Origin of the sequence: Nocardia seriolae NBRC 15557, assembly GCF_007990715.1 — a bacterium.
Taxonomy (GTDB): domain Bacteria; phylum Actinomycetota; class Actinomycetes; order Mycobacteriales; family Mycobacteriaceae; genus Nocardia; species Nocardia seriolae.
Map to the genome: position 1 here is coordinate 1 of NZ_BJWY01000181.1, position 11,420 is coordinate 11,420.

The following is an 11,420-nucleotide window of genomic DNA, read 5'->3' on the forward strand; positions in this document are numbered from 1 at the left end:
GGTCGAAATGGCGACGAAGACATCAACACCAGGCAAAACAAGCCCACTACCAGCGAAGACAGGCACTACATCACGAAGTGATGCTGGAGTACTAAAGGGCCGTTTGTCGCAGATCTGGGTGCCGAAAGTGTTTCCGAGCCACGGCCACGCCCAGCGAACGTCGGTGCCCCAATCAACGTCGTGGTTCACCGATCGAGTCGGCAGTACCGAAGTCGCAGGTCAGATTAGCCGATTTCGCATCAAAAGTGGCTTCACAACGGGGCGGGACCTGGTAGATGGTATGGGATCACGCAGACATCCTGGATTGTTGAAACCCTTCTGACCTGTACAGACAGGACGTGTCGGAATATGACGGCATGTCCTGGACGGTGTCCTGTTGGCTCAATACCCAGAGGTGCAACCTCGAATCTTGGCCTACTGAAAGGCAAACAACCCGAATGGGCTGAATTCGGGGGATAGTAGTGCGGCTGCGAGGCGCGTGCGGTGTATGGCAGATCGGTAGTTGCACACTGATTCACGCCTCGGCCCCGAGATCATGTTCGGCGGCGATGTCTGCTTCGGATCCGTACGGGCGACGTCCGGCTTCGTACTCGGCGGCCTGGACCGCGGCGCGTTGGTCGCGCAGGCGTTGTTCGGCGGCGGCGCGGACGGGGGAGAGGCTACGGCGGCGGTCACGTTCGGCCAGCGCCTTTTCCAGTCGCGCGGTGGTCGTGGCGCGCGCTTTGGCTTGCCGTGCGTGCAGGTCGGCGGCGCGGGTGTCAGTGCGGCGGGCAGCGGCGAGTTCGCCGTGTTTGCCGGTGGAGTCGGCATCGCGATCGAGGATGGCCTGCCAACGATCGGGGGCTGCGCCGGCAGCAACGGCGTCAGCGCGGGCGGCTTCGGCGTGTCGGTGGGCCTGCTGGGCGGCCATCTGCACGGTGACCTGCGCGTGCTGGGCGTTGTCGCGTTCTGCTTCGGTCGCGCGGCGGGCACCGATCCGGTAGGCGGGCAGCGCATAGAGCCTGCGCTGAGCGTCGCTGAGAGCTGTTGTCGCGGTGGCGAGTTTCGTGTCGGCGGTGTCGGCTGCACTTCGAGCGATCAGGGCAGCACGCACGAGATCGGCTTGCGTGTGCAGTAGGACGTGCTCGGCTTCGACCGCTGCCAGCGCCTCGCCGGGCGCAGTGACCGGTGCGGGGTTGGGCCGGTTGAGGGTGGCGCGCAGGGCGCGGATGCGGGCGTTGAGGTCGCGGTTGTCGAGGGCGCGCAGTGGGTCGGCTTGGTGTTCGGTGTCGAGTTGCAGGTCTTCGAGGGCGTGGAGCTGTTCGCGGAGTTGGATGGCGTGGGCGGCGAGATCGTGGTCGCTGCCGGGGTGGTTGGGCGGCAGCGGGATTGGCTCGGTGTGCAGGATTTCGGTGCGGGCGTGCTGATGCTGGTCGAGGATGGCTTGCCCGCGGGCGGCGAGCACGCTGGACGCTGCGGTGGCGCGGGTCAGGGGCGGGTGACTGGCTTGGTTGATCTCGGTGATGAACGTGCGGCTGTCGAGGTCCGCGGTGTGGGAGGCGGCGACCACGTCGAGCAGATGCTCGTAGTCGGGTCCGTCTTCGACGCGGCGGTGCAGCCCCGTCCGCGCGGTGTCATACGTGCGAGCACTTTCCGGTGAATCTCCGGCCAATGCCAGAGCATGAGCCCGGAATGTCAGTGCAGCGGCGGAAAACAGCGAGTCGTGGGGCGCGCTGCGGTGTGCGGCGTCGGCCAGCTCCTCTGCCTCGCTAGCATCGCCCTGGTCGCAGGCGAGCTGGCTCATGCGAACCAGCGACAATCCGATGTAGTAGTCGTCCGCGAGCTGGTGGGACCACTGCAGAGCCTTCGCGGCCCAATGCTGCGCGTTCGGAAAGTCGCGCTGGTCTTGGTATTGCCACGCAGCGGTTTCGGCGAACATGGCCTGCATCCGTAGGAGACCGCGAGCGTCGCCGACCTTGCCTCGTCTCAGCTCACCGAGCAGGGCCAGACTGTCGAGGACATGCGGCAAGGTCCGGGCCGCGCCGTAGAGGTTGTCCGATTCGATCAGCGACATCCGCATCGTGTCGAAATGCGCGAGATGATCGATCGAGGTGTTTGCGAACATCGAGGCCAAGGCCCTGCTGCCGGAGGCGTTTCGGCCGATGGCGAGTGTTGAGGTCGCTGCGGATCCGATCACCCCGGCACCGATTCCGAGGACGAGACTGCGGCGTGACACGGCCACCAGTGCCACCTCCCCCGTGAGCGTACGGGCCGACACGATCACGCAATCGTCGTCGACACCGGATCCTGCCCCCTCGCTGGGAGTCTGCGGCACTTCGGATTCGACAGGGGCAGGCGTATTTAGAATCGCCCAGAACCGCTGGACTGCAGCAACATCCGCAGCGCCGAGCTTCTGGTCCAGGCGCTCGGCGTAGTTGGGCCTGAGCGTGATGTCCTCGAGCCTGCGTTCCCACTTCTTCACGGCGTCATACGAGACGCCGAGATAGGCCGCGAACTCCTCTTTAGTCATGCGCAGCGCGTCACGGAAAGCCTTCGTTTCGGCGCCTGTCCACCGCGGGCAAATGCTCACATCGGTTCCCTTGTGCCGGTAAGTGCACCGAGAGTACCCGCGCAGTACCCAGTCGGTCACTTCTTTCGAGGGCTCCTGAGCAGGAACGTTGAAGTTGCACACGACGTCGGGACGCTCGCCGAGGTCTCGGCGTCGGGTGCCCTCCAACACCTTGCACGGACATGGAGAACACCCGACATGGAAATCATCGTTGCTCTCACCCTCGCCGCGCTAGTACTCCTGTGCACCGCGCGAATCGCGTTGCCCGGCTCGGAACGTCACGACGAACACCGACGGCCGACGGTTCACGACATACAGCAACGGCTTGCCGCCGAGCCAGCCCACAACTACGTTCCGATCAGCCGGGGTGGTGACGATGGGCCTGCTCCCTTCCGCTGTCGGGTTCCTGCGCAGTGATGTCTCCGGCTTGAACCAGCCCCGCGACGAACTGCAGATCATGCGAGCTGCCAAACGGACCGGCTACGACTTGCGCAAGACGCTCGTATTCAGCGACCGCACCGAAGACCGGGCGCACCGTTTGCGTGTTGCGATCGACCGGCTGGGCGTCGATGCGGTAATCGTGCCCAGCACTGCGCATTTCGACGGTCACGACATACCAGCCGATCTACTTGCGGTTGCGACCGTGATCACGGTGTCGCCCGGTAGCACGACGGCTCGGACTCGGCAGCCGAGCTGAGGGCGGGCGATGTCCATTCAAGGGGTGCTGGCGATCCTGAACGGCGAGCGGCCGGTTGCCTGGCTGCAATACGAGGATGGCTCGTGGGCGCCGGTCGCCGAGGACGGGTGGGTCGGGCCGTCGATCACCGTCGAGGATCTCCTCGCGGTGGCTCGGCAGGATCTCGATGCGCTGGAGGCTGCCGGATTCGTCACCGAGATCATCGACGTCGAGCCGCTGTCGGTCGTTGACGTCGAGTACGGCACGCAGCAGGACGGACGGACCGCGCAGCCCGTGCGCGGCTGCGGTCTGTCCTGATTCGAGGCCCTCGGTCTGAGCCGGGGGCCTTGAATGCCGACCGGATGGCGATTCTCCGGTCGCGAATTACGGGCGAGTACAACATTCGTCGAAGATCAGCATGGTGTATTGCCCGAATTCGGACGGCGGAATACTCTGGGCTCTACTCGATGTGATCCGCTTGGTCGGATGTCGTCGAACTGATAGCCGGGGTCTGTGATGGCAGCCCTGATGACGCGGACTTCGCGTATTCCAGAAGATCTGTGCCTCCGCGAGCAGGCGAGACGACTCTGATCCCAGCTCAACTCGGCTCTCGCTGGGCAACGCTGGTGCTCTTGAACTTGAGGTCGTCGACAAGGAGGTTCGGCCATGTCCACCACAGAGACCTACCTGACGCGGGCGCAGGTGGCGCACCGGTTGAAGCTGGCCCCGAAGACGCTCGCCAACTGGGCGTCGATTGGCAAGGGGCCGAAGTGTATTCGGATCGTGGGCGGGCGAGTCCGGTATCCGAGTGAGGACTACTTCGCGTGGGAGCGGACGCAAACCGATCCCTGACACAGTCAGTTATCGCTTGGCGAACCTTCAGTCCCTTGCCTCAATCCGCCCTCACCAGGAGATTCATCATGTCCACCGAAATCGCGTACCTGACCCGGCTGCAAGTCGCAACCCGACTTCAGTTGTCGGAGAAGACTCTTCGAAATTGGGCGGCGGAAAAGCCGCCGAGAGGCCCGCGGTGCATTCATATCGGTGGATGTACGCGCTACCCGGTTGCCGATTACGACGAGTGGGAGCGGGCGCTACTTCAGCAGTGAAGGAGATAGCCGTGCCGAGTGTTGAGCTCAAGATCGGCCAGTGGGGCACGATCAGCAGTAAGAAGTACTCGGACAGGGCCGGGCCGAAGAAGTGTCGGGCCTGGACCAAGTACCGGGATACCGATGGGGTCAGTCGTCCTGTGGACTGCTGGGACACAACCGAACCTAAGGCGCGGGCGAAGCTCAAGGACATCCTGGAAGCCCGGCAGGCGCCTGCGAAGGCCGCGAAAGAGGGTCTGCTGACACCGAACACGCGCTTCAGCACTGCACTGGATATGTGGCTGGATGAGCTGAAGCTCGATGAGACCATGGCGCAGCAGACCCTCGACGGGTACGAGCGGCAGATCGACAAGTCCGATGACAAGCGGGCCGATCCCGATGCGATCAAGATCCGTCCTTCACTGGGGAACTACCGGATTCGCGAGATCGACACTGCCGTCGTGGACAACTACCTGAAGTCGATCAGCAAGCTGGGGCACAAGCGGAAGGCGCGGTGGCAGGCCACGATCCTGCGCGAGACGCTGGACCTGTGCATCCGCCACGGCGCGCTCACGGGTACCAATCCCATGAGCGGAGTCTCCAAGCGCACGATGCGCAGTAGGAAGAAGTCCGTCAAAGCCGAGGCGTGGACCACCTTGCAGGCCATGCGCGAGACGGTCGACAAGTGGGGCCGCGGCGAGGAGATCCCGGGTACTCCCGCCTACAAGCACGGCCCGCGTCGAGACTCCCAGGAGATCCTGGACGTGTGCGACTGCACGGCCGGTGCCGGTGGTGTCCGCCCGCACGAGGTGTTCGCGTTCCTGTGGGACGAGGTCGAAGGCATCGACTTCGATGAGCAGGAGTGGCCGACCATCGGACCGGACAGCTGCCCGGAGGTGTGGCTCACGATCTCAGGGACGGTCGTTACGGTGAAGGGGCAGGGCTGCTTCCGGCAGGAGTGGCTGAAGGTGGGCAAGAAGCCCTACCGGGTGCGGGTGCCTTGGTACATGGTGCAGATCCTGCGCCGTCGCTGGGAGGAGGCCGCGCGACCGAGCGAGGGCCTGGTCTTCGTGAACCGGAACGGAAAGGTCAAGAACCCGAACAACTTCAACCGGACGTTTCGGGCGGCTCGTGGAACCGAGTACGCGCACATCAACCTGCGCTCCTACCGAAAGCGGGTAGCGACCGCGACGGCCGAGGAGAAGGGCATCGACGCCGCGGGGCTCCAGCTCAACCACGTTCTGGGCTCGCGAGTGACCGCCGAGCACTACGTGGAGAAGCCCAGAGATGTCCCGGACAACCGTGACGTGCGCAACGCCTACATCGCCTGAGGAGTTGGAAGAAATGCGCTCAGAAGTTGGTGAGAAGTTGGTAAGACGTCAAATAAGCAGTAGGCCCAGGCGGGAGAAATCTCTCCGGCCTGGGCCTTTAGGGGTGGCTGACGGGACTCGAACCCGCGACACCCAGGATCACAACCTGGTGCTCTACCAGCTGAACTACAGCCACCATTGCCGGTAACTTCCGGCGCGGTAGAGATTACCGTGTCCGCGCCGTGAGTTCCTAATCGGCTGTTCAGGTGGGGTTTAGGCGGGGTCGGGGGTGGTTGCGGCCGGGGTGGAGAGTTCGGCGGCGACGGCGGCGATTTCGGCGGTGGAGGGGCCGGGGGGCGCGACGAAGGCGGTGCGGCGGTAGTACTGGAGTTCGCGGATGGATTCCTGGATGTCGGCGAGGGCGCGGTGGGCGAGGCCCTTTTCGGGCTGGCCGAAGTAGATGCGGGGGTACCAGCGGCGGGCCAGTTCCTTGATGGAGCTGACGTCGATCATGCGGTAGTGCAGGTGGGCGTCCAGGGTGGGCATGTCGCGGGCGATGAAGCCGCGGTCGGTGGCGATGGAGTTTCCTGCGAGGGGGACCGTGCGCGGGGTGGGGACGTACTGCTTGATGTAGTCGAGGATCTGCTGCTCGGCCTCGGCGAGCGACACGGTGGAGCGGCGGACCTCTTCGGTGAGCCCGGAGCGGGCGTGCATCTCGGTCACGACCGGCGGCATGGCGGCCAGCGCGGCGTCGTCGGCGTGGATCACGATGTCCACGCCCTCACCGAGGATATTGAGGTCACTGTCGGTCACGAGCGCGGCCACCTCGATCAGCTTGTCGCTGTCGAGCCGTAGGCCCGTCATCTCACAATCCATCCACACCACGTATTTATCGGACACGCGCCAAACACTAGCCCTTCCGCGGGTTCCGACCCGGGTACCCGGCCGCGTCGGGGCCGGGCACCCGGCTGGGCGGGCAGTATCGTCATGGCATCCGCGCATAACGAGCGGTCGGCATGTTGGTTGGGCAGTTCGCAGAGCAATCGGTTCGCAGGGCAGTCGCAGTTGGCAGAGCAGACGGAGGAAAGCGCGATGACCACCCCGCAGGAGAAGGCAGCGGCGGCACGGAAGGCGGCGGAGGAGGCGGCGCGGATCGCGGCCGAAGCGGCGGCCGCCGCCGAGGCCGCGGAGAAAGAGGCGGCCGATCAGGACGCGGCGCAGAAAGCGGCCGCGCAAGCCGCCGCCGCAGATTCGGGAGCCAAGGTCGCGGCGAAGACGAAAGGCACTGCTGCACCGGCTGATTCGTCCGACAAGGACGCGGCGGCCGCGCAGGAGATCGCGGCGGGGTACGCCATGGAGGGGCTGGCTCTCGAACTCGGCGCCGTGATCACGGGCGGCACCGTGCATCCCGATGCGCGAGTGCGGATTCCGATGAAGACCATGAACCGGCACGGCCTGGTCGCGGGAGCGACCGGTACCGGTAAGACCAAGACCGTGCAGGGGATCGCCGAGCAGCTGTCGGCGGCGGGGGTGCCGGTGGTGCTGGCCGATATCAAGGGGGACCTGTCGGGGCTCGCGCAGCAGGGGCAGTCCAATGAGAAGCTGCTCGCGCGTGCCCAGGAGACCGGCGATCCGGATTGGAAGCCGCAGGGGTTCCCGTGTGAGTTCGTGTCGCTCGGCACCGAGGGCATCGGCATCCCGATTCGCGCCACCATCACCTCGTTCGGCCCGATCCTGCTCAGTAAGGCGTTGGGGCTCAACGAAACCCAGGAATCCACCCTGGGTCTGATCTTCCCCTGGTCGGATCAGAACGGCTTCCCGCTGCTGGACCTGAAGGACCTGCGCGCGGTCATCCAGTTCCTCACCAGCCCCGAGGGCAAGGAGGACCTCAAGGGCATCGGTGGCGTCTCGGCCCAGACCGCGGGCGTGATCCTGCGGGCACTGGTGAACTTGGAGGCCGACGGCGGCGACACGTTCTTCGGTGAGCCCGAACTGGATCCGGCCGATCTCATGCGCACCGCGGGCGGGCTGGGCGTCATCACCCTGTTCGAGCTGGGTGCGCAGGCCGCGCGCCCGCAGATGTTCTCTACCTTCCTGATGTGGGTGCTGGCCGATCTGTTCCAGACCCTGCCCGAGGTCGGCGACATGGACAAACCCAAGCTGGTGTTCATCTTCGACGAGGCGCACCTGCTGTTCAACGGCGCGTCAAAGGCGTTCCTGAACCAGGTCGAGCAGACCGTCAAGCTGATCCGCTCCAAGGGCGTCGGCGTCTTCTTCTGCACGCAGCTGCCCACCGACATCCCCAACTCGGTGCTGTCGCAGCTGGGCGCGCGCGTGCAGCACGCCCTGCGCGCGTTCACGCCGGAAGATCAAGCGGCACTGTCGAAGACGGTCCGCACCTATCCCAAGACGGCGACCTACGACCTGGAAAAGGCGCTCACCTCACTGGGCATCGGCGAGGCCATCGTGACGGTGCTGTCGGAGAAGGGCGCGCCCACCCCGGTCGCCTGGGCCCGTATGCAGCCGCCGCGCTCGCTCATGGACACCATCGGTGACGACCAGATCACCGCTCGCGCAAAGCAATCCACGCTCTACGCGAAGTACGGCACCACGATCGACGCGGATTCGGCCTACGAGATCCTGGCCGAGAAGCTGGCGACCGCACAGCAGCAGGCGGCGGAGGAGGCCCCGGCCAAGTCCTCGCGCTCGTCCAAGCCCGCACCCGAGCCGGAGTCCATGGCCGAGAAGATCGTCAACAACCCGGCCTTCAAGAACCTGCTCCGCTCGGCGGCCACCGTCGCCGGGCGCGAGATCAGCCGCAGCATCTTCGGCACCCGGCGACGGTAGGACTCACACCCCGATATCCCGGACCAGCAGATCCTCGATGGTTTCGCGGCGGACCAGTTCCCGGGTCCGGCCGTCGCGGACCGCGACGATGGGCGGGCGGCCGACGCCGTTGTAGGACGAGGCCAGGCTGTGGTGATACGCCCCGGTGCAGGGCATGGCGATGACCTCACCGGGGCGCAGATCCGCTGGGAGCCGCACATCGTGGGCGAGGATGTCACCGGCCTCGCAGTAGCGACCGGCGATGTTCGCGGTCATCTGCGGGCCGGTGGGGTGCCGGTTGACCACGACGGCCTCGTAGCGCGCGCCGTAGAGGGCCACGCGCGGGTTGTCGCTCATGCCGCCGTCCACGGTCACGTAGGTGTGGCCGTCCTCGACGTGCTTGACCGACAGCACCCGGTACAGGGTGACGCCCGCCCGGGCGACGATGGCGCGGCCGGGCTCCAGGGCGATGCGGGGCCGCGGGAATCCGTGCCGGGCGCAGGCGGCGTCCAGGGAGTCCTCGATGATGTCGGCCAGCTCGGCCAGGTTCATTTCCGCGTCCCCGCTGCGGTAGGCGACCGCGTGGCCGCCGCCCAGATCGAGATCGGTCAGGGTGACACCGAATTCGTCACGGATGCGGTCCATTTCGGCGATCATCCGGCGCACGGCCTCGCCGTAGGGGAAGGTGTCGTAGATCTGCGAGCCGATATGGCAGTGCAGGCCGACGAGCTCCAGATTCGGCTGCCGCACAATGCGATCCACCACCTCCAGGACCGCCTGCCCGCCGATCGGGAAGCCGAACTTCTGATCGGTGACCCCGGTGCGGACGGCCGGATGCCCGTGCACGTCGATATCGGGGGTGACCCGCACCAGCACCCGCTGCGGCCGGTTCGCGAGCGCCGACAGGCACGTGATCTCGGTCTGGGAATCCACGACGATGCGCCCGACCCCGCAGTTGATCGCCGTCTCCAGTTCGGCGAACGGTTTCCCGTTGCCGTGCAGCACGATTCGCGCCGGATCGGCCCAGGAGGACAGCGCCACCGCCAGTTCCCCGGCCGAGCACACGTCCAGCGACAGGCCCTCCTCGGTGACCCATTCGGCCACCGCCCGGGTCAGTAGCGCCTTGCCGGCGTAGATGATCTCGGCGTCGGGGAAGCGCTTGCGGTAGGCCTGGCAGCGCCCGCGCACCTCGCCCTCGTCCATGATGTAGGTCGGGGTGCCGTATTGATCGGCTATTTCGGCGAGTGCGACCCCGCCGACGGTAATGCGTCCCTCGCCGTCGTAGTGGGTCTCCCGCGGCCAGATCGCGGGGTCGAGCCGGGGCACCATGCCCCCGTCGCGCAGCGACGGAAAGATCTCGCGCAGCGTCAAGGCGTCTCCTGTGGGCGTCCCCGCTTTCTCTTATGCGGGGCCAACTCAGGACTACGCCGCTGCCGGTAGCCGGTGCAGGTCCGGCTACGCGGCCTTGACGAGGGTCGGGCCGATCCGTACGCGATGTTGACCTTGAAGGCGGTCACTCGCCCAGTTTCTTGTACGCGGCACCCGCCACCACCGAGGTGATCGAGCGCGGCCCGAACTGCCCGGCCAGGCTCATACCCTTGCTGATCAGGCCCGGAACCACGCGCATCTTGTTGCGGGCGAGCGCGTCGATGGTGATCTTGGCGGTGTGAGCGGCGGTGACCCAGATGAACTCCGGGATCTTGCTGCCCATTTCCTCCTGGTCCGGATTGTCGGTGCGCACCGGCCCGGGGGCCAGCAGCGTGACGTGCACGCCGGTGCCTTTGAGCTCCCCGCGCAGCGACTCGGAGAAGGTGTTCACGAACGCCTTGCTCGCCGAATAGGTGGTGTTGTGCGGAATCGGCATATTGCCCGCCGCGGACCCGGTGATCATGATGCCGCCCGCGCGGCGCTCCAGCATGCCCGGCAGCACGGCCAGCGTGAGGTCGTGCACGGCAACGGCATTCAGTTCCATGATGTCGCGCTCGTAGTCCAGATCCAGCTTGGCGAGCGGACCGAAGGTGGCGACACCGGCGTTGTTGCAGAGAATCGCGATATCGCGGGCGGCCAGTTCCTTGGCCAGCGGGGCGCGCTGATCGCGGTCGGACAGGTCCACCGCGCGCACCTCGGCGGTGATGCCGTAGCGCTCGGTCAGCCGCTGCGCCAGGTCGGCCAGCAGATCGCCGCGGCGGGCGACGAGGATCAGCGAGTAGCCCCGCGAGGCAAGCTCTTCGGCGAGGGCGACGCCGATCCCGGAAGAAGCTCCGGTGACGACGCCACGATTGTCGGCGGTGGGTGCAGGCAGGCTCACGACATCGCAGCCTACCCATGGCGGCGGGTGGCAGGGAGCCCGGTGCGAGGGTGGGTATCCGCGCGGGGCGGATACCCACCGATCCGGCTCGATGCGGACGGATCGGCCCGCGTCGGCAGCTCGTATCAGCCGACGTTGGCCGTCAGATCAGCCGGCGTTGGCAGTCAGATCAGCCGGCGTTGGCAGTCAGATCAGCCGGCGTTGGCAGTCAGATCAGCCGGCGTTGCCGGTGCACTGCGAGTCGCTGATGTGGACGCTGCTCGGCTCGGCGCTGCCCAGACTCACCATGATCGGGTTCGGGTTCGGGCCACTGGCGGCGATGGCGGCGGCCTCGGCCTGGGCCAGGGTCCGGCCGTAACCGGCGAACAGGTTGCCGTCGCGATTGGCCAGGGCGGCGCAGCCGTTGACCCAGCGCACCTTCACGTAGCAGTTGGACAGCCCGCACTGGTCCAGAGCGGCGACATCGGCGGCACCCTGATCGGGGTAGTTCCAGGTGGTGCCGATGCTGTAGGACCGGCCGTCATCGCCGACGGCCATGGCGCCGTAGAGGTCACCGGCGGCGTGCGCGGTGCCCATGCCGCCGATGGACAGGGCGGCGGTGGTGGAGGCCACCATGCCGAAGGCGGCCTTACGAGTCAGAGACATAGAGAATTTCTCCTGTCAA

Annotated in this window: 11 protein-coding genes and 1 tRNA gene; 4 read left to right on the top strand and 8 right to left on the bottom strand. The window is 66.2% G+C overall.

Annotated elements, in window-relative coordinates:
- From NS2_RS37000 to NS2_RS36500, 3 genes are all read right to left on the bottom strand, one after another.
- Window positions 1-189 (bottom strand): hypothetical protein (locus NS2_RS37000; protein ID WP_222594900.1); only part of this gene is annotated, 189 nt, incomplete at its 3' end.
- Window positions 190-514: 325 nt separating this feature from the next.
- Entirely contained in the window at window positions 515-2,629 is a 2,115-nt protein-coding gene (locus NS2_RS33425) for a helix-turn-helix domain-containing protein (RefSeq protein ID WP_145961849.1), read from the bottom strand.
- A gap of 277 nt (window positions 2,630-2,906) precedes the next feature.
- Complete coding sequence (locus NS2_RS36500; protein WP_155239916.1) at window positions 2,907-3,158, bottom strand: hypothetical protein; 252 nt, start codon at window positions 3,156-3,158, stop codon at window positions 2,907-2,909.
- Between the two features lie 111 nt (window positions 3,159-3,269).
- On the opposite strand from NS2_RS36500, the gene NS2_RS33435 reads away from it, so the two are divergent.
- The 3 genes from NS2_RS33435 (at window position 3,270) to NS2_RS33445 (ending at window position 5,643) form a co-directional block, all read left to right on the top strand.
- Entirely contained in the window at window positions 3,270-3,542 is a 273-nt protein-coding gene (locus NS2_RS33435; protein ID WP_033091296.1) for a hypothetical protein, read from the top strand.
- 348 nt (window positions 3,543-3,890) lie between these two features.
- Window positions 3,891-4,076 (top strand): helix-turn-helix transcriptional regulator, encoded by a 186-nt coding sequence (locus NS2_RS33440; protein WP_033091297.1) that lies wholly within the window; start codon window positions 3,891-3,893, stop codon window positions 4,074-4,076.
- 268 nt (window positions 4,077-4,344) lie between these two features.
- The gene (locus tag NS2_RS33445) at window positions 4,345-5,643 is read left to right on the top strand and encodes a hypothetical protein (protein ID WP_147207413.1); all 1,299 of its coding nucleotides are present in this window, start codon (window positions 4,345-4,347) and stop codon (window positions 5,641-5,643) included.
- 102 nt (window positions 5,644-5,745) lie between these two features.
- Here the strand turns inward: NS2_RS33445 and NS2_RS33450 are convergent.
- Together NS2_RS33450 and orn are read right to left on the bottom strand one after the other, a co-directional pair.
- Window positions 5,746-5,818 (bottom strand) — tRNA-His (locus NS2_RS33450).
- Between the two features lie 77 nt (window positions 5,819-5,895).
- On the bottom strand, window positions 5,896-6,522 hold the full coding sequence (gene orn / locus NS2_RS33455) for an oligoribonuclease (RefSeq protein ID WP_033091299.1): 627 nt from the start codon (window positions 6,520-6,522) through the stop codon (window positions 5,896-5,898).
- A 192-nt stretch (window positions 6,523-6,714) separates the two neighbouring features.
- On the opposite strand from orn, the gene NS2_RS33460 reads away from it, so the two are divergent.
- Complete coding sequence (locus NS2_RS33460; protein WP_033091300.1) at window positions 6,715-8,469, top strand: helicase HerA-like domain-containing protein; 1,755 nt, start codon at window positions 6,715-6,717, stop codon at window positions 8,467-8,469.
- 3 nt (window positions 8,470-8,472) lie between these two features.
- On the opposite strand, the gene lysA is transcribed toward NS2_RS33460, so the two are convergent.
- From lysA to NS2_RS33475, 3 genes are all read right to left on the bottom strand, one after another.
- Window positions 8,473-9,819, bottom strand: a complete 1,347-nt coding sequence (gene lysA / locus NS2_RS33465) for a diaminopimelate decarboxylase (RefSeq protein ID WP_033091301.1) — start codon at window positions 9,817-9,819, stop codon at window positions 8,473-8,475.
- Window positions 9,820-9,961: 142 nt separating this feature from the next.
- On the bottom strand, window positions 9,962-10,756 hold the full coding sequence (gene cmrA / locus NS2_RS33470; RefSeq protein ID WP_033091302.1) for a mycolate reductase: 795 nt from the start codon (window positions 10,754-10,756) through the stop codon (window positions 9,962-9,964).
- Between the two features lie 213 nt (window positions 10,757-10,969).
- Complete coding sequence (locus NS2_RS33475; RefSeq protein WP_082062780.1) at window positions 10,970-11,401, bottom strand: DUF4189 domain-containing protein; 432 nt, start codon at window positions 11,399-11,401, stop codon at window positions 10,970-10,972.
- Window positions 11,402-11,420 lie beyond the last annotated feature (19 nt).

Coding starts and splice junctions, on each gene's coding strand:
- NS2_RS33440 (WP_033091297.1), top strand. CDS start 3,891: ATGTCCACCACAGAGACCTACCTGACGCGGGCGCAGGTGGCGCACCGG.
- NS2_RS33460 (WP_033091300.1), top strand. CDS start 6,715: ATGACCACCCCGCAGGAGAAGGCAGCGGCGGCACGGAAGGCGGCGGAG.
- NS2_RS33475 (WP_082062780.1), bottom strand. CDS start 11,401: ATGTCTCTGACTCGTAAGGCCGCCTTCGGCATGGTGGCCTCCACCACC.